Source organism: Dankookia sp. P2 (genome assembly GCF_050632255.1).
Taxonomy (GTDB): domain Bacteria; phylum Pseudomonadota; class Alphaproteobacteria; order Acetobacterales; family Acetobacteraceae; genus Paracraurococcus.
Map to the genome: position 1 here is coordinate 793,555 of NZ_CP192581.1, position 20,835 is coordinate 814,389.

18 protein-coding genes and 9 pseudogenes are annotated in these 20,835 nt (G+C 72.7%); 15 read left to right on the plus strand and 12 right to left on the minus strand.

The genetic code is table 11. The features are described 5' to 3' along the window. The first annotated feature begins 69 nt into the window (after positions 1–69). From thiE to ACQ86J_RS04720, 4 genes and pseudogenes are all read left to right on the plus strand, one after another. Positions 70–731: pseudogene (gene thiE, locus ACQ86J_RS04705) on the plus strand (thiamine phosphate synthase). Continuing rightward, positions 721–1,875: a PhzF family phenazine biosynthesis protein gene (locus ACQ86J_RS04710; RefSeq protein WP_431270214.1), complete on the plus strand. Its 1,155-nt coding sequence runs from the start codon at positions 721–723 to the stop codon at positions 1,873–1,875. Before thiE ends, ACQ86J_RS04710 begins: the two are co-directional and overlap by 11 nt. Beyond that, positions 1,788–2,414, plus strand: coding sequence for an FkbM family methyltransferase (locus ACQ86J_RS04715; protein ID WP_431272293.1), 627 nt, complete (start codon positions 1,788–1,790; stop codon positions 2,412–2,414). The genes ACQ86J_RS04710 and ACQ86J_RS04715 overlap by 88 nt, the downstream gene beginning before the upstream one ends. 49 nt (positions 2,415–2,463) lie before the next feature. Next, the gene (locus ACQ86J_RS04720; RefSeq protein WP_431270215.1) at positions 2,464–2,913 is read left to right on the plus strand and encodes a DUF2171 domain-containing protein; all 450 of its coding nucleotides are present in this window, start codon (positions 2,464–2,466) and stop codon (positions 2,911–2,913) included. 100 nt (positions 2,914–3,013) lie between these two features. On the opposite strand, the pseudogene epmA reads toward ACQ86J_RS04720, so the two are convergent. Then, positions 3,014–4,068: pseudogene (gene epmA, locus ACQ86J_RS04725) on the minus strand (EF-P lysine aminoacylase EpmA). Between the two features lie 161 nt (positions 4,069–4,229). Between epmA and ACQ86J_RS04730 the strand changes: the two are divergent. After that, positions 4,230–5,162 (plus strand): lysine-2,3-aminomutase-like protein, encoded by a 933-nt coding sequence (locus ACQ86J_RS04730; protein ID WP_431272294.1) that lies wholly within the window; start codon positions 4,230–4,232, stop codon positions 5,160–5,162. Here the strand turns inward: ACQ86J_RS04730 and ACQ86J_RS04735 are convergent, their stop codons facing one another. After that, positions 5,163–5,384, minus strand: coding sequence for a hypothetical protein (locus ACQ86J_RS04735; RefSeq protein ID WP_431270216.1), 222 nt, complete (start codon positions 5,382–5,384; stop codon positions 5,163–5,165). Positions 5,385–5,481: 97 nt separating this feature from the next. On the opposite strand from ACQ86J_RS04735, the pseudogene ACQ86J_RS04740 reads away from it, so the two are divergent. After that, positions 5,482–6,260 (plus strand): annotated as a pseudogene (locus ACQ86J_RS04740) (SDR family NAD(P)-dependent oxidoreductase). Positions 6,261–6,401: 141 nt separating this feature from the next. Here ACQ86J_RS04740 and ACQ86J_RS04745 read toward each other — a convergent pair. The 7 genes and pseudogenes from ACQ86J_RS04745 to ACQ86J_RS04775 all read right to left on the minus strand — a co-directional run bounded on the left by ACQ86J_RS04745 (position 6,402) and on the right by ACQ86J_RS04775 (position 11,605). After that, positions 6,402–7,430 (minus strand): amino acid ABC transporter substrate-binding protein, encoded by a 1,029-nt coding sequence (locus tag ACQ86J_RS04745; protein WP_431270217.1) that lies wholly within the window; start codon positions 7,428–7,430, stop codon positions 6,402–6,404. Positions 7,431–7,436: 6 nt separating this feature from the next. Continuing rightward, complete coding sequence (locus ACQ86J_RS04750) at positions 7,437–8,228, minus strand: TRAP transporter large permease subunit (RefSeq protein ID WP_431270218.1); 792 nt, start codon at positions 8,226–8,228, stop codon at positions 7,437–7,439. 106 nt (positions 8,229–8,334) lie between these two features. Then, positions 8,335–8,523, minus strand: a pseudogene (locus tag ACQ86J_RS04755) (TRAP transporter large permease subunit); the annotation flags it as partial. A 79-nt stretch (positions 8,524–8,602) separates the two neighbouring features. Continuing rightward, positions 8,603–9,340, minus strand: a pseudogene (locus ACQ86J_RS04760) (TRAP transporter large permease subunit); the annotation flags it as partial. A 77-nt stretch (positions 9,341–9,417) separates the two neighbouring features. Next, on the minus strand, positions 9,418–9,732 hold the full coding sequence (locus tag ACQ86J_RS04765; RefSeq protein ID WP_431270219.1) for a TAXI family TRAP transporter solute-binding subunit: 315 nt from the start codon (positions 9,730–9,732) through the stop codon (positions 9,418–9,420). Next, the gene (locus ACQ86J_RS04770; RefSeq protein ID WP_431270220.1) at positions 9,717–10,283 is read right to left on the minus strand and encodes a hypothetical protein; all 567 of its coding nucleotides are present in this window, start codon (positions 10,281–10,283) and stop codon (positions 9,717–9,719) included. Before ACQ86J_RS04770 ends, ACQ86J_RS04765 begins: the two co-directional genes overlap by 16 nt. A gap of 255 nt (positions 10,284–10,538) precedes the next feature. Then, positions 10,539–11,605, minus strand: a pseudogene (locus tag ACQ86J_RS04775) (LLM class flavin-dependent oxidoreductase). A 90-nt stretch (positions 11,606–11,695) separates the two neighbouring features. On the opposite strand from ACQ86J_RS04775, the gene ACQ86J_RS04780 reads away from it, so the two are divergent. Next, positions 11,696–12,634, plus strand: coding sequence for an AEC family transporter (locus tag ACQ86J_RS04780; protein WP_431270221.1), 939 nt, complete (start codon positions 11,696–11,698; stop codon positions 12,632–12,634). Between the two features lie 34 nt (positions 12,635–12,668). On the opposite strand, the gene ACQ86J_RS04785 is transcribed toward ACQ86J_RS04780, so the two are convergent. The 3 genes and pseudogenes from ACQ86J_RS04785 to pdxY form a co-directional block, all read right to left on the minus strand. Continuing rightward, positions 12,669–13,472 (minus strand): hypothetical protein, encoded by an 804-nt coding sequence (locus ACQ86J_RS04785; protein ID WP_431272799.1) that lies wholly within the window; start codon positions 13,470–13,472, stop codon positions 12,669–12,671. 157 nt (positions 13,473–13,629) lie between these two features. Next, positions 13,630–13,983 (minus strand): annotated as a pseudogene (locus tag ACQ86J_RS04790) (transporter substrate-binding domain-containing protein); the annotation flags it as partial. 724 nt (positions 13,984–14,707) lie between these two features. After that, the gene (gene pdxY, locus ACQ86J_RS04795; RefSeq protein ID WP_431270222.1) at positions 14,708–15,556 is read right to left on the minus strand and encodes a pyridoxal kinase PdxY; all 849 of its coding nucleotides are present in this window, start codon (positions 15,554–15,556) and stop codon (positions 14,708–14,710) included. A gap of 239 nt (positions 15,557–15,795) precedes the next feature. Here pdxY and ACQ86J_RS04800 point away from each other — a divergent pair, with 239 nt between their 5' ends. The 8 genes and pseudogenes from ACQ86J_RS04800 (at position 15,796) to ACQ86J_RS04835 (ending at position 20,819) form a co-directional block, all read left to right on the plus strand. Then, entirely contained in the window at positions 15,796–17,058 is a 1,263-nt protein-coding gene (locus ACQ86J_RS04800) for an ABC transporter substrate-binding protein (protein WP_431270223.1), read from the plus strand. Between the two features lie 111 nt (positions 17,059–17,169). After that, a pseudogene (locus ACQ86J_RS04805) lies at positions 17,170–17,436 on the plus strand (ABC transporter permease subunit); the annotation flags it as partial. A 139-nt stretch (positions 17,437–17,575) separates the two neighbouring features. After that, positions 17,576–17,845, plus strand: a pseudogene (locus ACQ86J_RS04810) (ABC transporter permease subunit); the annotation flags it as partial. 154 nt (positions 17,846–17,999) lie between these two features. After that, a complete protein-coding gene (locus tag ACQ86J_RS04815) occupies positions 18,000–18,977 on the plus strand; it encodes a branched-chain amino acid ABC transporter permease (RefSeq protein WP_431270224.1) in 978 nt (325 codons plus the stop codon). Continuing rightward, entirely contained in the window at positions 18,974–19,414 is a 441-nt protein-coding gene (locus ACQ86J_RS04820) for an ATP-binding cassette domain-containing protein (RefSeq protein ID WP_431272295.1), read from the plus strand. Before ACQ86J_RS04815 ends, ACQ86J_RS04820 begins: the two co-directional genes overlap by 4 nt. Next, positions 19,354–19,731 carry a hypothetical protein gene (locus ACQ86J_RS04825; RefSeq protein WP_431270225.1) on the plus strand — a complete coding sequence of 126 codons (378 nt, stop codon included), beginning with the start codon at positions 19,354–19,356 and terminating at the stop codon, positions 19,729–19,731. Before ACQ86J_RS04820 ends, ACQ86J_RS04825 begins: the two co-directional genes overlap by 61 nt. Continuing rightward, entirely contained in the window at positions 19,724–20,557 is an 834-nt protein-coding gene (locus ACQ86J_RS04830; protein ID WP_431270226.1) for an ABC transporter ATP-binding protein, read from the plus strand. Before ACQ86J_RS04825 ends, ACQ86J_RS04830 begins: the two co-directional genes overlap by 8 nt. Further along, a complete protein-coding gene (locus ACQ86J_RS04835) occupies positions 20,472–20,819 on the plus strand; it encodes a hypothetical protein (protein ID WP_431270227.1) in 348 nt (115 codons plus the stop codon). Before ACQ86J_RS04830 ends, ACQ86J_RS04835 begins: the two co-directional genes overlap by 86 nt. The last annotated feature ends 16 nt before the right edge of the window (positions 20,820–20,835 follow it).

The following is a 20,835-nucleotide window of genomic DNA, read 5'->3' on the forward strand; positions in this document are numbered from 1 at the left end:
ACCTGTGCCCGGCGCGTGTCGCCGCGCCCGGCGCTTCCCAAACCCGCCGCGCCGCGCCATCTCTCCGGCATGTCAGAAGACCCCGCCGAAGACCCCTGCCGCCTCTACCTCATCACCCCCCGGTCCTGCCGGCCGACTTCGCCGACCGGCTCGCCGCGGCGCTCGATGCCGGCGACGTGGCCTGCCTGCAGCTGCGGCTGAAGGACGCGGCCCCGGATGACGTCCGCCGCGCCATCGAGACGCTGATGCCCATCGCCCAGGCGCGCGACGTCGCCTTCATCCTGAACGACGACGCCGTCCTGGCGGCCGAGATGGACTGCGACGGCGTGCATCTGGGGCAATCCGACGGCGACCATGCCGGGGCGCGTATGCTGCTGGCCGGCAAGATCCTCGGCATCACCTGCCATGACAGCCGCCACCTGGCGATGAAGGCGGGCGAGATGGGGGCGGACTACGTCGCCTTCGGCGCCTTCTTCCCGACCACGACGAAGGACGCCTCGCACCGCGCCGAGATCGGCCTGCTGGAATGGTGGTCGGACGTCTTCACCGTGCCGAGCGTGGCGATCGGCGGCATCACCGCGGCCAATTGCGCGCCGCTGGTCACGGCGGGAGCGGATTTCCTGGCCGTGGTCGGCGCGGTCTGGAACCACCCGGCGGGTCCCGCGGCCGGCGTCCGCGCGATGAACGCGGCGATCGCCGCGGCGCCGCGGGAGGTGCCGGATGCGCCTTGAATCCGAGACCTGCGACGTCTTCACCGACCGCCGCTTCGGCGGCAACCCGCTGGCCGTGGTCCATGGCGGCGAAGCGCTCGACGGTACGGCAATGCAGCGGGTGGCGCGGGAGTTCAACCTTTCCGAGACCGTCTTCGTCCTGCCCGCCGAAGCCGCGGGCGCCGATGCCCGCATCCGCATCTTCACCCCGGGCGCCGAGTTGCCCTTCGCCGGCCATCCCAATGTCGGCACCGCGGTGATGCTGGCGCGGCGGCGCGGCCTTGCGGGCGAGACCGTCGTGCTCGACCAGGCGGCGGGGCGGGTGGTGGCGCGGCTCGGACGGGATGCCGCCGGGCAGGTCGCTGCCGCCGAGATCGAGGCGCCGCTGCCCTATGCGACCAGCGCGGCACTGGCGCCGGAGGCCATCGCCGCCTGCATCGGCCTGCCCGTCGCCGCGGTGCAGACCACGGCGCATGCCCCGGCGATCGGTGGCTGCGGCGGCACCATGGCCTTCGCCGAACTCGCCGATCTCGGCGCCCTGGCCGAGGCGACGCCCGACACCGCGGCCTTCCGGGCGCATCTGCCGGCCAGCGCCTGCATCGGCCTGCATCTGCACGTCGCCCTGCCGGACGGCCGCCGCCGCGCCCGCATGTTCGGCCCGCTGGTGGGCGTGCCGGAGGACCCGGCCACGGGGGCCGCCAATCTCGGCCTGGCCGGGCTGCTGCTGCAGGCCGCCGGCGGCGACCGCCTGGCGCTCGAGGTCGAGCAGGGCGTCGAGATGGGCCGGCCGTCGCGGCTGACGCTCCGCGCCTGGCGCGACGCCGCGGGGCGATCCGCGCCGCGGTCGGCGGCGGGGTGGTGTCGGTCTCGGAGGGGCGGATCAGCCTGGGCTGAGGGCCGGCGCCGCGCCGGCCATGGCGCGGCCGGCGCTGGACAGGGCGGCCGGGTGGCCGCAGCCTGCCGCCGGGGAGACTGCGCGGCATGGACGAACTCGGCTTTCACCGGACCTTGCACCGGCCCGGCACGCTGCTGGATGTCGGCGCGCATGACGGCGCCTTCACCCTGCCCTTCGCCGGCCTGCCCGGCGGCCGCGTGCTGGCCTTCGAGCCGCTGCCGAGCGCCTTCGCCCGGTTGCGGGCCGCCGCCGGCACGCTGCCGAACGTGACGCTGCGGCCGGAGGCGCTGGGCGATGCCGAGGGCGAGATCACCCTGACCCTGCCGGTGCTGGACGGCGTGCCGCAGGAGCAATGGGCGAGCACGGCCAAGGGCTATGCCGGGCTCGACCCCCGCGTCTCGGAACAGCGCCACGCCGTGCCGATGCGCTGTCTCGACGGCTTCGGCATCGCGGACCTCACCGCCGTGAAGCTCGATGCCGAGGGCGGCGAGTACGAGGTGCTGCGCGGCGCGCGCGAGACCCTGCTGCGCTGCCGCCCGGTGCTGTCCATCGAGATCGAGGAGCGGCACCGGCCCGGCTCCACCTGGGCGGTTCCCGCCTTTCTCGACGCGCTGGGCTACGACGCGTTCTGGGAGCATTGGGGCGACTGGCGGCCGATGGCCGGGTTCGACCGCGCGACGATGCAGCGCGCCAGCCCGAACCCGGCGGTCTTCGAGGCCTCCGACCCTTATGTCTTCGTCTTCTACTTCCTGCCGCGGGAAGCGGCGCCGGCGATGCTGGCGGCGCTCCGGGCCGCCGAGGCCGGCTGAACCCCGCCCCCGCCGCGCCGTTCTCCCGGGACGACGAGGAGGGGACAGGATGGTCAACGCGGAAGGCGCCAAACACGGCGAGATCCGGGCCCACATGCCGGTGGTGGGCAGCGACGGCCGCCCGGTCGGCACGGTGGACCACCTGGATGGCGACTTCATCAAGCTGATGCGCAGCGACGACGCCTCCGGCGGGCGGCACCGCTGGATCCCGGCGACGCTGGTGGCCGGGCTGGATGGTGGCGTGGTGCGGCTCTCGGTCCCGGCGGCGCAGGCCGAGGACGCCGCGCTCGACGAGGACGAGGCACAGCGGCGGATGACCATGGACCCGGACGGGCGGCGCGGATTCGGCCAGCCCGACAGCGGCGGCGGCGGCCCGCATGGCAGCCGGGCGCAGGCGCACGGGCCGAGGGGCACGCCGCAGCACCCCCAGGAAAGCCTGCCCTCCTCGGGTTCGCCGGGCCAGGTCGCGCCGGGGACGGACGCCCCGCGCCGGAGCTAGGGGCGAGCGGCGGGTTGCCGCCGGCGCTGCCCTCGGCCGACCTGCACCGGCGGCGCCGGGCCACCGGCCCTGCCAGGGACGCCGCCGACACTTGGCGGCCTCATGGGACGAAGGGCAGCCACAGCACGTCGCTGACCGAGCGCGCGCCCGCGGCCAGCATCGCCAAACGGTCGAAGCCGAGGGCGATGCCGCTGCCCTCCGGCATGCCGTGCTCGAGCGCGGCCAGGAACTCCTCGTCCACGTCCCAGCCCTCGGCGCCATGGATGGCGCGGCGGGCGGCAACATCGGCCACGAAGCGGGCGCGCTGCTCCACGGGGTCGGTCAGCTCGTCGAAGGCATTGGCCAGCTCGATCCCGGCGGCAAACAGCTCGAAGCGCAGCGCGGCGCGCGGGTCTTCCGGGTCGCGCCGGGCCAGCGCCGCCTGCGGTGCCGGCCAATGGGTCAGGAAGGTGGCGCGGTCGCGGCCGAGGCGCGGCTCCACCCGTTCCAGTAGCAGCCGGAAGAACAGGTCCTCCCAGCCCTCGCCCTCCCGCGGCGGGGTGCCGATGGCGGCCGCGGCGGCGCGGAGCGCGGCGGCATCCCCTGCCCCTCCGGCGTCACGGTGGCCAGCAGGTCGAGCCCGCCGCACCACCTCCGGAACGCCTCGGCCATGGTGATGTGCTCGAAGGGCAGCGAGAGGTCGGTGACCACGCCGGCATGGCCGACCACGGCGGGGCAGACCGCGCGGACGAAATCCTCGGTTTCTGCCAGCATGCCGGCGAAGCCGAGGCCGGGGCGGTACCATTCCAGCATGGTGGATCCCGGGGCGTGGCGCGGGCTCGCCTCGCCGTTGCGCCAGACCCGGGCGAGCTCGAAGACCGGCCCGGCGCCGGCGACCAGCAGGCGCTTCAGGGCGAGCTCAGGCGAGGTGCGCAGCCAGAGCGTCCGGGCCGCCCCCACCCCGAGATGCGGGTGGTATTCGCTGCGGAAGGCCTGCAGGTGGACCTCCATCCCCGGCACCGGGACCAGGCAGGGGGTCTCGACCTCCTGGTAGCCGCGCGCGGCGAAGAAGGCGCGGGTGGCGGCGGTCAGCTCGGCGCGGCGGCGGAGGAAGGGCAGCCGGGCGGCGAGGCTCTCGGGGTGCCAGACGGGGGTCGGCGTCGGGGTCGGGGACATGCCGGCATCATGCCACGGCGCGCGCGCGCGCCCCTGCCCCAGGCCGGCGTTCCAGGCGGCGCGGCCATGCCCTATACCCCCGCCCACCATGCCCGACGGCGCACCGCCCCGCGTTACCCTGCACCCTGACCTCGCCGCGCGCGCTGCACGCCGCCGGGCTGCTGCCGGCCGGGGCGCTGCCGGGGGCGGAGGCGGTCGCCGCCCGCTACAGCATCGCCGTGACCCCGGCGATGGCGGCGCTGATCGACCCGGCCGATCCCGCCGACCCGATCGCCCGGCAGTACATCCCAGACGCCGCCGAGCTGCTGACCGGGCCGCACGAGCTGGACGACCCCACCGCCGACGCCCCCTTTACCCCGGTGACGGGCGTGGTCCACCGCTACCCCGACCGCGCCCTGCTGAAGCCCCTGCTCGCCTGCCCGGTCTATTGCCGCTTCTGCTTCCGGCGCGAGGCGGTGGGCCCAAATGGCGGGCTGCTGTCGGAGGCGGAGCTCGAGGCGGCGCTCGACTGGTTCGCCCGGACGCCCGCGGTGCGGGAGGCGATCCTGACCGGCGGCGACCCGCTGATGCTCTCGCCGCGGCGGCTCGGGGCGATCCTCGGCCGGCTTGCGGCGCTGCCGCATCTCGAGGTGCTGCGCATCCATTCCCGCGTGCCGGTCGCAGCACCCGGGCTGGTGACGCCGGCACTGGCCGCAGCGCTGGACCTGGGCAAGCCGCTCTATCTCTGCGTGCATGCCAACCATGCGCGGGAGTTCACCGCCGATGCGAGCGCGGCGCTGGCACGGCTGAGCCGCGCCGGGGTGGTGCTGCTCGGCCAGAGCGTGCTGCTGCGCGGCGTGAACGACAGCGCCGAGGCGCTGGAGGCGCTGTTCCGCGCCATGCTGCGGGCTCGCATCAAGCCCTACTACCTGCACCAGCTCGACCCCGCCCCCGGCACCGCCCGCTTCGCCGTGCCGGTCGAGGAGGGCCGCGCGCTGCTGCGGGCGCTGCGCGGCCGGGTCACCGGCCTGGCCTGGCCGACCTATGTGCAGGAACGGCCGGCCGGCGGCGGCAAGGTGCCGCTCGGGCCGGAATGGGGCGCCAACGCGAGGTAGCTACCCCAGCGTATCGACGAAACGCAGCGGCGGGATGTCGTTGCGCCGCTCGCGCGCCATCTGCCGCCGCATCTCGATGTCGCGCAGCGCGGTGCAGGCCAGCGCCATGGAGGCGGCGACGAGGCCGGCCGAGGCCTGGGCCTCGCCCGCCAGCCCGGCACCGACCAGGGCACCCGAGGCGAGCCAGAACAATGCGACGGCGCGATCGGAAACATTCTGCATGCCGTCAAACCAGCATGCCGGAGGGCAGGTGTCCACAGGTTGTGCCGGGTGCCGATTTGCCATAGCTGCGCCGCCAGACCGCAGGCGGGAGACGAGGATGGAGAGCAGGGTTGCGCTGGTGACCGGCGCGGGGCGCGGCATCGGCCTGGCCACCGCGCGGCGCTTCCTGGGCGATGGCTGGCGCGTCGCGCTGCTCGACATCGATGCGGCGCTGGCCGAGGCGGCGGTGGCGGGCCTCGGCGCGCCCGAGCGGACGCTGGCGCTGCATTGCGACGTGGCCGATGCCGCCGCGGTCGCCGCCGCCGTGCAGGGCGCCGCGGCGCGCTTCGGCCGGCTGGACGCGCTGGTGAACAATGCCGGCACCGCGGTGTTCAAGCCGCTGCTGGAGACGACGCCGGAGGAATGGAACCGCGTGCTCTCGGTCAACCTGACTGGGCCCTTCCTGACCACCCAGGCGGCGGCGCCGGTCATGGCGGAGGGCGGCGGCGGCGCGGTGGTGAACGTCACCTCGATCTCGGGCCTGCGCGCCTCCACGCTGCGGGTCGCCTACGGCACCAGCAAGGCGGCGCTGGCGCACCTGACCCGGCAGCAGGCGGTGGAACTCGCCGCGCTCGGCATCCGGGTGAATGCGGTGGCGCCCGGCCCGGTCGAGACGGCGATGGCCAAGGCGGTACACACGCCGGAGATCCGCGCCGACTACCACGACGCCATCCCGCTGGCGCGCTACGGGCTGAGGAGGAGCTGGCGGAGGTGATCGTCTTCCTCTGCTCCGACCGCGCCAGCTACCTGACGGGGCAGGAGATCGCGGTGGATGGCGGGTTCGATGCGGCGGGGATCGGGCTGCCGACGCTGCGGCAGGCGCGGCGGAACCTGTAGGCAAGGTCGGGGAGGAAAAGAATTTCCTCCCCAAGCGCCTCCCTTCCTCTCTGTGAGCCGGGGACCCGCCGCGCGGCAGATACCGACTCACCGACATGGACGAGGGATTGGACGCCTGCGTCCCACGAGGGAGAATGCCTTCTACCGCATCGGCGGCGCGATCATCAGCCCGCCACGCGACCACAGCTCGTTCAGCCCGCGCGGCAGCTGCACGGCGCTGTCCTTCCCCAGGTGCCGCTCGTAGATTTCGCCGTAATTGCCCACCGCCTTGATCGCGTTCAGCATCCAGGCGCGGTCGAGGCCGACCGCCGGGCCAAGGTCGCCGGTCTTCCCCAGCAGCCGCTGCACCGGCGGGCTCGGGCTCTCGGCCAGCAGCTGGTCGGCATTGGCGCGGGTGACGCCGAGCTCCTCGGCCTCGACCAGGCCGAAGATCACGTAGCGCACGATGTCGAACCACTGGTCGTCGCCCTGCTTGACCGAAGGCGCATAGGGTTCCTTGCTGATCCGGTCGGGCAGCAGCACATGCGCCGCACGGTCGGGGAAGCCGGCCAGGATGGCGGCGAGCTGGCTGGCATCGCCGGTATAGCTGTCGCAGCGATTGGCCTCGTAGGCGCGGCGCGCCTCGTCCTTGTCGGCGAAGATCACCGGGGTGAAGCGCAGCTTCTGCGCGCGCGACCAGTCCGCCAGGTTCAGCTCGTGCGTGCTGGCCGAGACGAAGCAGATGCTGGCGCCGTCGAGCTGCCTCGCCGCGGTGATGCCGCTGTTGGCGCGCACCAGGAAGCCCTGGCCGTCGTAGAAATTCGGCGCGGTGAAGTTCAGCCCGAGCGTCGCGTCGCGCATGAAGGTCCAGGTGGTGGTGCGGGTCAGCACCTCGACTTGGCCGGTGACGAGGGCGGGGAAGCGGTTCTGCCCGGTCAGGTGCTGCCAGACCAGCCTCGATGCATCCCCGAGCGTCGCGGCGGCGACGGCGCGGCAGATGTCGGCATCCATGCCCTGCCATTCGCCGCGGCTGTCGGGCGCGCTCCAGGCCGGGTCGCCGGTGGAGATGCCGCAGGACAGCGCGCCCCGCGCCCGTACCGCCGAGAGCGTCGGGCCGGGCGGCGCTACCGTCTGCGCCGCAGCGCCGCCCGCTAGCAGCAGGCCGAGCGCCACGGCCATGGATTTCAGCATCGCTCTTTATCCCTCATGCCGACGGGCAAGTTGCAGCGTAGCCAGGCCGCCGAGCGCCCCAGCGGCGGCGGCCAGCCGCAGCAGGTCGGGGATGCCGTGCCAGAAGGCCGCCGCCGCCCCGGCCAGGGCCAGCGCCAGGCGCAGCACCGGCCCGATCGGCCGCAGCAGGTAGCCCGCATAGGCGGCGCAGAGCGCGGTCAGCGCCGTCGCCTGGATGGCGGTGGCGACCACGATCGCCGACAGCCCGCCGCGCAGCATGATCCCCGGGTCGTAGAGGAAGGCGAAGCCCACGGTGAAGCCGGCGATGCCGAGCCGCGTCGCATGGATGCTGGTCACCAGCGGCGAGGCGCGGGCGATCGCCGCCGCGGCGAAGGCGGCCGCCGCCACGGGCGGCGAGGCGTCCGCCAGCACGGCGAAGTAGAAGATGAAGAGATGCGCCGGCAGCACCAGCTCCTGCGGCGGGACGCCGAGCGCCACGCTGCCGAGGTCGAGGATCTGCGGCACGCCGATGGCGGCGGCGATGATGTAGGAGGGCGTCGTCGGTAGCCCCATCCCCAGCACCAGCACCGTCGCCGCCAGCAGCACCAGCAGCAGCGGCAGGCTGCCGCCTGCGAGGTCCTTGATGATGCCGCCGAGCGCCACGACCATCCCCGTCGCGGTCAGCGCCGAGACGACGATGCCGGCGCCGGCGATGGAGACCGCCAGCGGCGCCATGGTCTGGCCCGCATTCGCCAGGCTCTCCAGCACCTGCCGCCAGCCCATGCGGGTGCGGCGGCGGAGCGCCGCCACGACCACCATGGCGATGGTGGCGCAGAAGGCGGCGTAGTTGCCGAGACCAGCGGTCCATCATCAGCCAGACGAGGAGGGCGATCGGGATCACCAGATGGGCGTCCTGCGCCACCTCCCGCCAGGGCGGGATATCGGCGGCGGCCATCGGCGCCATGCCGGCCTTCTTCGCCTCGACATGCACCGCGACCAGGATGGCGAAGTAGTAGAGGACGGCGCCGATCGCCGCGGCGACGACGATCTGCGCATAGGGGATGTTGGTGATCTCGGCCATGACGAAGGCCGCGGCGCCCATCACCGGCGGCATCAGCGCGCCGCCGACCGAGGCCGGCGCTCTCGATCCCGCCGGCGACCGCAGGCCGGTAGCCGATGCGGGTCATCAGCGGGATGGTCATGGCGCCGGTGGTGATGACGTTGGAGACGGAGGAGCCGCTCATCGTGCCGAAGAGGCCGGAGGTGATGACCGCGACCTTGGCCGGCCCGCCGGTGAAGCGGCCGGCCGCGGCGGCGCCGAGATTGCTGAACAGCCGCCCCGTGCCGCTGCCCTGCATGAAGCTGCCGAAGACGATGAAGACCGCGATGGTGGTGGCGACGATGCCGGTCAGCGGCCCGTAGACCCCGCCCGCGGTCGGCACCAGCCAGGAGGCCTCGAGGATCTCGGCCGGAGTGAAGGGGCGCGAGTTCAGCACGCCGGGGATCAGCCAGCCCCACTCCATGTAGGCCAGGGAGATGATGATCATCCAGGCCAGCCCGACCTCGACCGCGCGCCGCGTGGCTTCCAGCAGGGTCACGATCGCCAGCACCGCCAGCACCATCATCGCCGGCGAGAAGGGATCGACATATTCCATGCGGTCCGAGACGACGTCCCAGTTCCACATCACCCAGGCATGCGGCGCCGCGGCGGCCAGGGCCCAGGCCCAGTCCGGCAGGCTGGGGCGGCGCATGGGCGAAGACTTGCGCGCCGGGTACAGCAGGAAGAGCGGCGGCACGAAGACCAGCAGGTGGAAGCCCCGCATGGTGATCGGCTCGGGGAAGCCGAAGCCGCCGAAATAGAGGTGGATGGCCGCGGCGGCGGCCATCCAGAGCGTCAGGGCAAGCTTCAGCGGCACGGCCAGGTCGCGCATGGGGAATCCTGCAAGGGGTCGCGGGGCCGTGTGCTCCTCTCGCGCGACGGGGCGGCGCCGGGCCGCCCCCGCGCGCGTCAGGCGGCCGGCATCACGCCGGCGCCCCGGAAGGCCTTGATCGCCCCAGGATGCAGCGGAAGGCCCTGGTACTTCCAGGAGGTCGCCGGGTCCCAGGCGCCCATGCTGGCATGGATGTTCACCAGCCGCTGGCCCTTGTTGCGGATCAGCGTGGCGGTGATCTTCTGCGCCACCTCCTCGGGCAGGCTCTCATGCACCAGGATGACGCTGTCCATGGTGGTGACGGGCACGTCGCCGGATTGCAGCGCCGGGTAGGTCGCGGCCGGCAGGACGCCTTCGGCATAGGCGTAGGTGTCGATCAGGTGCTTCCGCACGATCCTCGGGGAAGGCCACTAGCCGGCCGCCGCGGCGGCCCTGCGCGATCTCGGTGAAGATCGCCGCCGGGCGGGCCAGCGCGGCATAGAGGTAGTCCACCTGTCCGTCGGTGAAGGCGGCGCCGATATCGGCATAGCTGCCGTTCAGGTAGGTGCCGCCCTCGGCGCGGATGCGCTCGGGGCTGGTGCCGTAGGAATTTCAGGATGCGCTGCAGCGTCATCTCGTCGGTCGAGGAGCGCTGCGGGCAGGCGATCTTCAGCCCCTTCATGGTCAGGATGGACTTCATGTCCTCCGGACCGCCATCGGCGCGGCGCAGCAGGTGGTGCTCGGTCGGCGAATAGCCGCTGCCGAGGCAGCGCAGCGCCGCATGCGCCTCCTTGTAGGGATCCTCGCCGCGGCGGGCCGAGGCGGCGAAGGCGTCGATGCCCCAGCCGATCGGCGAGGTGTTGCGGTTGACCCCTGTGGCATTGGCCAGGCCGCCGCCCGGGACGACGCGGATCTGGATGTCCGGGTTCTCGTCCTTGATGAGGGAGGAGAGGCCGGCCGCCATGGTGTACCAGCCGCCGCCGAGCGAGCCCGCGACCCATTCGGAGGCTCTGCTGCGCCGACGCCACGCGGACGAAGGGGGCGGCGAGCAGGCCGCCGGCGAGGACGCGCCGCGTCCAGAGAATGCTCATCGGCCAGAATCTCCCGGTTGGTCCGCGCGGATATTGCGGTGCGGCGGGCCAGCCGGCAACCGGGCCGGCCGGCTTTGCTCGCGCCGGTCATCCACGCCCCGAGTGTTTCCACCCAGGACGGTCGCAGGCTAGCGGAAGGCCCGCATGATCCGGCCCCAATCCTCGATCGCCGCCTCCTGGCCCGGGACGATCTGCACGGTGAACTCGGTGTAGCCGGCGTCCCGCAGGTCGCCGATGCGGCGCTTCAGCTGGCCTCGGTCGCGGTGAAGCTGCTGATGCGGATCATCTCCCCGGTGACGAAGGGCCGTTCCTCCGGCTTGACGAACATCAGGTGGCCGCGGTGGTTCTCGAGCCAGGGGGCGTCCTTCGGCTCGAAGGTCCCGGGCCAGCGCGACATAGCCCTCGACCGCTTCGCGGCAGCTCTCGGGCACCGGGGAGATGTTGGGCAGGCCGGACAGCACCTCGTCCGCCGCGCGGTGCAGCAGCACCGCGGCGCGCGGCCCGGCCTGGGCGACGGCGCGCGGGCTGTCATAGGGCTCGCCGTCCTGCAGCACGCAGCCGAGCACGAAGGCGGTGGCCTCGAGCGGCGCGGCCTGGCCGGCGGCCTCCCAGGCCCCGCGCATCTCGCCCAGCATGGCGATGGCGGCCGGGACGTCGGAGAAGAAGTTGATCCAGCCGGCGCCGAGCCTGGCGGTCAATGCCCGGGCCCGCGGCCCGGCGGCGGCCAGGTGCAGCCGCATCGGCGTCCGCGTGTCGATCAGCCCGAGATCGGGGTTGAGCAGCCGGATCTTCCGCCGCTCGCCCTCGATCTGCGTCTCGACCGTCTCCTCGCGCAGCAGGGCGAGCATCACCCGGATGTATTCGGCAAAATCCTTCAGCGACATGGCGCCTAGCCCCATCGCCCGCCGCCCGGTGAAGCCGGTGCCGAGCCCCATGTCGACCTGGCCCGGCGCCAGCTTGTTCAGCGTGGCGAAGGCGTTGGCGGTGACAGCGGCGATGCGGTTGGAGGGATCAGCACCCCGGTGCCGAGCCGGATGCGGCTGGTCTTCATCGCCGCCGCGCCCATCGCCACGAAGCAGTCGGCGCTCAGCATCTGGGTGTCGTAGAACCAGGCGGAGCGGAAGCCGAGCGCCTCGGCCCGTTCCGCGAGGCGCCAGCTCTCGGCATCCGTCGGCATGGCGATCCCGAATTCCATGGCTGTTCCTCCGTGCTTTGGCGTCAGCCAAGCCCGACCGGATGGCGCGCGCAAGCTGGCGCTGCCGCTGGCACCCGCTATGGTGGCCGGGTGCTCGGGTTCCTCTCGCTCTGCCTGCCGATCTTCGCCGTGGTCGGCCTGGGCTGGGTCGCCGTGCGGCGCGGCACCATCGCCCCGGCGGTGACCGACGCGGTCGGCACCTTCGCCTTCAGCTTCGCTCTGCCGGCCATGCTGCTGCGGCTGATGGCCGCCCAGCCCCTGGCGCAAAGCTTCGAGCCACGCTTCTTCGGCGGCTATCTCGGCGCCTGCCTCCTGGTCTTCTTCGGGACGATGGCGGGGGCGATGCTGCTGGCCGGGCGGCGGCGCGGCCAGGCCGCGGCCGTCGCCGCGTCGGCAGCCATGGGCAATGTCGGCTATCTCGGCCCGCCCTTGCTGCTGCCGCTGCTGGGGGAGCGCGGCGCCGGCCCCGTGGCCATGGCCATCATGTCCGAGGTCGCCATCGTCATCGCCCTCGGCAGCGTGCTGATGGCGCCGATGGGGGAGCGCGGGGTGCTCGGCCGCGTGCTGCGGTCGCTGCTGCTGAACCCGGTGCTGCTGGCGATCTCGGGCGGCGCCGTGCTCGGCGCCCTCGGCCTCGCCATCCCCGGCCCGGTCGAGCGCTTCCTCGGCTTCCTTGGCGCCGCGGCCGGGCCGACCGCGCTCTTCGCGTTGGGCGGCACGCTGGGGCGGCTCAGCCTCGATCGTCGGTTGGTGCTGGCGGCCGGAGCGGCCACCGCGGCCAAGCTGGCGGTCTATCCGCTGCTGGCCTGGCTTCTGCTGGGGCCGCTGCTGGGCCTCGAGCTGTTCTGGGTCCAGGCCGGGGTGATGCTGGCGGCGATGCCGACCGCGACCAACGCCTTCGTCCTGGCGCAGCGCTTCCACACCGGGGCGGAGTCGGTCTCGGCGGTGGTGCTGCTCTCCACCGCCATCGCCTCGGTCGCCTTCCCACTGACAGCCTGGCTGCTCACCGGCCCCGTCGCGGTGCCGTAACGACCAGGGCCGGGCCGCCTCGGTCGCTGCTCCGTCACTTGCGCAGTCCCCCTCGCGATCTGTAGGGCAGAAGGCGCATGACCCGCGGCATAGCGATCCTGGCGGCCATGATGGCCGTGACCCCGCTCCCTCGGCGGCTGCGCCGGCCCTTATCCGGCCGCCGCCAGCGCCGGCGACGCCCTGCCCTATTTCGGCCCGGCGCCACGGGTGCGGAGCCATCCTCGTCCCGCCCCGCCTGGCTGTTGCCACCGACGCCGGGCCCGCAGCGGCTGCGGGTGCCGGATGACGGGTTCATGGACCAGCTGGGGTGACCCGCCCGGCTCAGCGCACCGGCGGCGCGTACATCAGCTCCGCCGCGCGACCAGAGGTCGTTCAGCCCGCGTGGCAGCTTCACCGCACTGCCCATGCCGAGGTTGCGCTCGAAGACCTCGCCGTAATCCCCCACCGCCTTGATCGCGTTGTAGGCCCAGGCGCGGTCCAGACCCATCAGCGGCCCGTGGTCGCCGGTCAGGCCCAGGAGCCGCCGCACCTCCGGGTTCTGGCCGCTGCGCTGCTCGTCCACATTGGCCTGGGTGATGCCCAGTTCCTCGGCGGTCAGCAGGGCGAAGAAGGTCCAGCGGACGATGTCGAACCACTGGTCGTCGCCGTGCCGGACCACCGGGGCGTGCGGCTCCTTGCTGATGATGTCGGGCAGGATCACGTGCTCCTCCGGGTTGGGGAAGCTGGACCGCAGCCCGGCGAGCTGGCTGGCGTCGGTGGAATAGGCATCGCAGCGGCCGGCGAGGTAGCTGCGCCGCGCCTCGTCGTTCTGCTCGAAGACCACGGGCCGGTAGTCCACCTTGTTGGTCCGCGCCCAGTCGGCGAGGTTCAGCTGGTTGGTGCTCGCCGGCGGTGACGCAGATCGAGGCGCCCTGCAGCTCCGTCGCCTTCTTCACCCCAAGCGCCTTGCGCAGCAGGAAGCCCTGGCCGTCGTAGAAGCTGACCGCGGTGAAGTTCAGCCCGTTGGCGGTGTCACGCACCTGGGTCCAGGTGGTGGTGCGGATCAGCACGTCGACCTGGCCCGCCTGCAGCGCCGGCAGCCGCGCCGTGCCGGTCAGCGGCACCCAACGGATCTTGGCCGGGTCGCCAAGCACCGCCGCGGCGGTGGCGCGGCAGAGATCGGCGTCGAGTCCGCGATACTCGCCCCGGCTGTCGGGGGTGGAGAAGCCGGCGGCGCCGGTCGAGGTGCCGCAGACCAGGATGTCGCGCTGCTTCACCGCCGAGAGCGTCGGCCCCGGCGCCTGGGGCTGGGCCCATGCCGCGCCCGCCCACATCGTCGCGGCCAGCGCCGCGGCCATCCTGATCCTCATGCACTCTCTCCCGGCCTTGGCCGCGATGATGCTGGCCAGCGGGCGCCGCCGGCAAGGGGCGGGCTTGCGGCGACCCGGCCGCGGCCACACCTGCGGAGCATGCGCCGCCCCTGGCCGTCCTGCTCGCCCTTTCGCTGACGACCACAGCCGCCGCGGCGCAGGCACCCTTCCGGGTGACCGAGGGCGAGCACATGCGGGTCGTCACCCGCGCCCTGGGCTGGACCGTGCTGCGGGACGTCGGCGCGCCGCGCGGCGCGGCCGAAACCGGCATGGTGCTGATCCGCGCCCAGCGCCCGGTGCCGCCGGCGGCGCGGCCTGGCCACCTGGCCCGCATGCTGCGCAGCCTGCGGACCATCCACGTCACCGACCTGCCGGCCGAGGACCATCTGCGCCTGGCCGGCCTGCCGGGCGACGCGATCCAGGCCCGCGCCATCGGCCAGCCGAGCGGCGTGCCGGTGGTGCTGCGCGCGGTCTGCCTCTATGCGCCCGACCGCAGCTGGCTGCTGGTCGCCTCCGCGCCCGCGGCGGACTGGCCGGGACTGGAGGCGGAATTGGCCGCAGTGCTGGGGGATTCCGGCCGGGGTGAGGTAGGTTGGCGAGGGAACCAGGTGTCCGCTCCCCAAGCCCCTCCCTTCCGTTCTGTGAGTCCGGTTGCCGCGACGCGGTGGGGGCGAGGCTCGAGGACATCGAGGAGGGTCCAGGGAGGATACTTCATCCCTGGCCTTCAGCACGCCTCCGCCATGAAGACCCTGCCGGGCGCCACGAATTCCTCCTGCGCCGCGATGGTCAGCAACTCGCGCGACCCCGCCTCGGCGGTCCGCCGCAACAGCCCATGGATCGAAGCTGCGGCCTTCTCCAGCGCCACCCGCGCGCTGCCGGACCGCAGCCGGTGGAACAGGAACAGCGCGGCGATCGCATCGCCCGCGCCATTCGCCGCAATCGGCAGCAGCGGCGTCCGCACCCGCCAGGCCTCCCCGCCCTCGGCCGCCAGCAGGTCGATGGCATCGGCCGGTGTTTCCGCCGTGCGCAGCGAAGTCAGCAGGACGCAGCGCGGGCCGCCCGCCTGCAATGCGGCGACCGCCGCCCTCGCGTCCTCGAGCCGGGCGATCGGCCGGCCGGTCAGCCATTCCAGCTCGAACTGGTTCGGCGTGGCGATGTCGGCCAGGGCCAGGGCGCGGTCGCGGAAGAATCCCGGGATGCCGGTGCGGACATAGACGCCGGGGCCGGCATCGCCGATGACCGGGTCGCAGCACCAGAGCGCCCGGGGATTGGCCGCCTTCACCCGCGCCACCGCGTCGAGGATCGCCGCCCCCGTCGCGGCGTCGCCGACATAGCCGGTCAGCACCGCGTCGCATTGGCCGAGCACGCCGCGCTCGGCGATACCCTCGACGCAATCGGAGATCAGCGCCGCCGGCAGCACCTGGCCGCGCCAGGCGCCGTAGCCGGGATGGTTGGAGACTTGCACGGTATGGATCGCCCAGACCTCGGCGCCGAGCCGCTGCAGCGGGAAGACCGCGCTGGCATTGCCGACATGGCCATAGGCGACCCAGGACTGGATCGAGAGGATGTTCACGACGCCGAGGCTAGCCCGGATCGGCCCGGGCCGGAACCTCGCGCCGAACGCCCCTTCCCTCCCGTCGCGTGGGCCGGCATGCTCCCGCCAACCCGGCCGCCAAGCCTGGACATCCCGGAGGACACGCCCGCCATGACCAATGCCGTCACCCGCCGCGCTGCCATGCTCGGCGCCGCCGCCACTTCCGGCAGCCTGCTGCTCGCGGGGGGAATGCCGGGGCGCAGCAGAAGCCTGCCGAGTTGCGGGTCGGGATCACCACCTTCCTCTCCGGGCCGGCCTCGGTCTTCGGCGTCCCGGCCAAGCAGGCCGCGGAGATGCTGTTCGAGGAGGTCAACAAGGCCGGCGGCATCGGCGGCATCCCGGTGAAGGCCTTCTTCGTCGACGAGGCGCCGGGCACCGACCACCTGGTCGGCGAATACCGCCGCCTGGTGCAGAACGAGGGCGTGCATATCGTCTTCGCCTCCATCTCCTCCGGATCGTGCCTGGCCTGCACGCCGCTGAGCGACGAGATGAAGAAGACCACGCTGCTCTGGGATTGCGGCACCCAGCGCATCTTCGAGGAAGGCCCGCATCCCTACGCCTTCCGCACCCAGGGCTACGGCACGCCGGAAGTCCTCGCCCCGCTGCTTTACCTCCTCAAGCACAAGCCGGACTTCAAGACGCTGGCGGTGATCAACCAGGACTATGCCTGGGGCCGCGACAGCTGGGAGATGTGGAAGGCCGGCATGGACGCGCTGAAGCCCGGCGTCCGCGTGGTGGCGGAGATGTTCCCCCGCTTCGGCGCCACCGACTACAGCACCGAGGTCACCCGCCTGCTGGCCGCCCGCCCCGATGTCGTCCTCTCCACGAGCTGGGGCGGCGACCTCGTCACCCTGGTGCGCCAGGCCACGGAGCGGAAGCTCTTCGACCGCTCCACCTTCGTCCTTCCGGTGGCCGAGGCCTCGCTGCAGACCCTCGGGCGGAACATGGCGTCGGGCCACATCATCGGCGCCCGCGGCGACCACTGGAACAACCACCCGAAGCCGAAGGACCTCGGCGCGGCTGGCGAAATTCGTCGACGCCTACAAGGCGAAGTTCAACGAATACCCGATCTACCCCTGCCACCACATGGCCCAGGCGATCTCCGCCATGCAGGCCGGCTTCGCCAAGGCGATCGCGGCCAAGGGCGGCGGCTGGCCGAACGACCAGGAACTGGCCAATGCCTTCCGCGGCCTGACCTTCGACACGCCGACCTCCTCCATCACCCTGCGCGAGGACGGCCAGGGGCTCGAGGACCAGATCGTCGGCATGTCCACCTTCACCGACCGCTTCCCCTTCGCGGTGCCGAAGGACATGGTGATCTTCCCCGCCGCCATGGTCTCGGCGCCGGTGGGGATGAAGAGCGTGGAGTGGCTGAAGTCGCTGAAGCCGGACATCCTGGCGCAGATGGCGGCACCGATCGCGGGCTAGGGCAGCACTCGGCGGGGGGATGCGCTCCCCCTGCGCCCCCTTCGTCTTTGTGAGTCCGCCGAATGGTCGAGTGGTTTACCGATAACGGGCTGCTGCTTGGGCTGGCCCTGCTGGATGGCCTTGCCTATGCGGCGCTGGTCTTCATGGTGGCGGTCGGGCTGAACATGGTGTTCGGCGTGCTGCGGATCGTGAACGTGGCGCATGGCAGCCTCTTCGCCATCGGCGCCTATACGGCGGCCTCCATCGGCATCTTCTTCGCCTCGCTCGGCCTGCCCGCCTGGGCCGGCTACGTCGCGCTGCTGCTCGCCGCGGCGCTGGTCGGCGGCATCCTCGGCCCGCTGATCGAGAAGCTGGTCCTGCGGCGGATCTACGGGCAGGAGGAGGTGCTGCAGCTCCTCGTAACCTTCGCCCTCTTCATGATCCTCGAGGACGTGCAGAAGCTGATCTGGGGCGTGCAGCCGATCATGCAGGACGTGCCGATGAAGTTTCTCGGCACGGTCGAGGTGCCCTTCGGCGAGGACACCATCCCCTTCACCGCCTACCAGCTTCTTCGTCCTGCCGGGCGTCGCGGTGGCGACGCTCGCCGGCCTCGCCTGGTTCCTGCGGCGGACCCTGACCGGGCGCGTGATCGTCGCCGTCACCACGGACAAGGAGGCGGCGATGGCCATGGGCATCGATGCCGCCAAGGTCACGCTGCTGACCTTCACCTTCGGCGCCGCGCTGGCCGCGCTCGGCGGCGCGCTCGCCTCCCCCACCACCTCGCTGGTCCCGGGCATCGGCGCCCAGACCATCGTGCTCTCCTTCGCCGTGGTGGCGACCGCGGGCCTCGGCCAGATCGAGGGCGCGGCGATCTCCGCCCTGATGATCGGCCTCGGCCGATCCATCGCCGTCTACCTGGCCCCGGACTTGAAGTGGTGGTGCCCTATATCATCATGGTCGCCGTCCTGCTGGTCCGCCCGCAGGGGCTGTTCGGGGTGCTGGAGACCCGGCGGGTATGAGCGCCACCGACCGTGCCCTCCCCGCGCCGCCCCGCACCATGCGCGTGCCGGAGGTGGTGCTTGCCGTCCTCGGCGCCGCCGCCCTGGTCCTCGTCGCTTTCCTGGCGCCCTGGCTGAAATTCGTGCTCACCGTGGCGCTGGCCAAAGGCATCGCCGTGCTCGGCATCCTGCTGCTGCTGCGCGCCGGGCAGGTCAGCTTCGGCCACAGCATGTTCCTCGCGGTCGGCGCCTATACTGTCGCCTTCCTCGCCCCTGCGATGCCGGAGGCGCTGCTGCTGTTGCCCCTGGGGGCGCTGCTGGCCGGGATCCTCGGCCTGGTGATCGGCCTCTTCGTGGTGCGCTACCGCGACATCTTCTTCGGCATGCTGAACCTGGCGCTGTCGATGGTGCTCTATTCGCTGCTCGAGAAGCTCTACGACCTCACCAAGGGCACCGACGGCATCCGCGTCGCCGGCCTGACCTTCGCCGGCATCACTCCGGACCGCGAGACCCAGGAATGGGTGATGTTCGGCCTCGCTTTGGTGCTGGCCATCGGCTTCGGCCTGCTGGTGCGGGCCTATCTCGCCTCCCCGATGGGCCGGGCCCTGGCGGGGATCAAGACGCGGGAGACGCGGCTGGAATTCATGGGCGTCTCCGCCCGCCGCGTGCTGCTCTTCGCCTATGTCATGTCGGCGGTGATGGGCGGCGTCGGCGGCACGCTGGTGGCGATGACCACGCGGCACGTCACGCCGCAGCTGGCCTATTGGACCTCCTCGGGCGAGCTGGTCTTCATCGCCATCCTCGGCGGCGCCGGCAGCGCGCTCGGCCCCTTCCTCGGCGCCACGGCCTTCGAGCTGGTGCGGGTTTATGCCGCCGCCGCCGTCGCGGATGCCTGGCAGATGATCCTCGGCGGCGTGCTGCTGGCGGTGATCCTCTTCGCCCCCGGCGGGCTCTGGGGGATGCTCACCAGCCGGCTGAAGGGACGCGGCGCATGACCCAACCGCTCCTCTCGGCCCGTGGCCTCCGGCTCGCCTTCGGCGGCGTCAAGGCGGCCGATGGCATCGACCTCGACGTCATGCCGGGCGAGTTCCTCGCCATCATCGGCCCGAACGGCGCCGGCAAGACCACCTTCATCAACATGTCGACCGGCTACCTGAAGCCGCAGGGCGGCACCATCGCCTATGACGGCCAGCCAATCATCGGCCTCTCGCCCCGCGCGATCGTCCGGCGCGGCATCGGCCGCAGCTTCCAGCTGCCGCAGCTCTTCACCGAGCACACGGTGCTGGAGAATGCCGCGCTTGCCATCGCCGCCCATGCCGGCATCTGGTCGCCCCTCGCCCCCTGCTCCGCCGCAGCTACCACGACCAGGCCATGGCGCTGCTGGACCGCTTCGGCCTCGGCCCGGTCGCCGGGGCGCGGGCCGATGCGCTGAACGAGGGCGCGCGCAAGCTGGCCGACATCGCCATGGCCGTCGCGCTGCAACCGCGCCTGGTGCTGATGGACGAGCCCACCAGCGGCGTCGCCGCGGCCGAGAAGATGGGCATCGTCGAGACGCTGGTCCGCGTGCTGCGCGACACCGGCGTCACGGCGGTCTTTGTCGAGCACGACATGGACGTGGTCGCCCGCTTCGCCGACCGCGTCGCGGTCTGGAGCCAGGGGCGGATCGCCGCGCTCGGCCCGCCGCAGCAGGTGCTCAACGATCCTGCCGTGCTGCGCGACGTGATTGGCATTGAGCCTGCCCATGCTTGAGCTGCACAACGTCTCCATCGACATCGCCGGCGTGCCGGTGCTGCGCGATGTCCACCTCGTCGTCCCGCCCGGCGGCCGGGTCGCGCTGATCGGCCGCAACGGCGCCGGCAAGACCACCACGCTCCGCACCGTGATGGGCCTGTTGCCGCCCCGCGCCGGCCGCGTGGTGATCGACGGCCAGGACGCCACCGCCGTCCCGCCGCACCACCGCGCTCGCCTCGGCATCGGCTATGCGCCGGAGGAGCGGCGGCTCTTCGGCAGCTTCTCGGTGCGGGAGAACATGCTGCTGCCGGCCGAGGTGCTGCGGCTCGCCCCGGCCGAGGTGGCGCGGCGGCTCGACGCCGTCTTCACCCTGCTGCCGGAACTGAAGGACCTCGCCCCGCGCCGCGCCGCAGGCCTCTCGGGCGGCCAGGGCAAGATGGTGGCGCTCGGCCGGGCGCTGATGGTCGGCACCCGGGCGGTGCTGCTGGACGAGCCCTTCCAGGGCCTCGCCCCGGCGCTGGCGCTGCGCTACGCCGAAGCCCTCAAGCGGCTGCACCAGGCATTGCCCGACGTCGCCATCCTGATCACCGAGAGCAACCCCGAGCTTGCTCCGCCCGCTGGTGGAACGGACCTTCGTGATCGAGCGCGGCGAGATTGCCGCGGCGTAAGCGCGCGGAAGGATGACCCCGCGCCACACGCGCCCCATATGCGGGATGCGCGGGAGAGCACGGCGGATGCGGCGATGGCGGTTCGGAGCAATGCTTGCGGCGGGGCTGGCGCTGGCCGGCTGCGCCACCCAGCCCGCGACGCCGCTGCCCAACCCGGCGCAGGTCGCCGCGCATGAATGGGAGCACGGCCCGCCCTGGGGGCCGGAGGAGATCCCCTGGGTCGCGCCGCCCGAGATGCTCGCCTATGGCTATGGCCCGGGCTACTGGGGACCCGGCTATTGGGGCCCGGGCTACTGGGGCCCCTCGCTCGGGATCGGGCTCGGCGTCGGCTTCAGCCGCGGCTGGTGGCACGGCCATCGTGGCTATTACGGCGGCTATCATGGCGGCTGGCGCGGGGGCGGCGGGCACTTCCGCGGCGGCGGCCGCGGCCGCCGCTGACCCCTTCGCGGCGGCA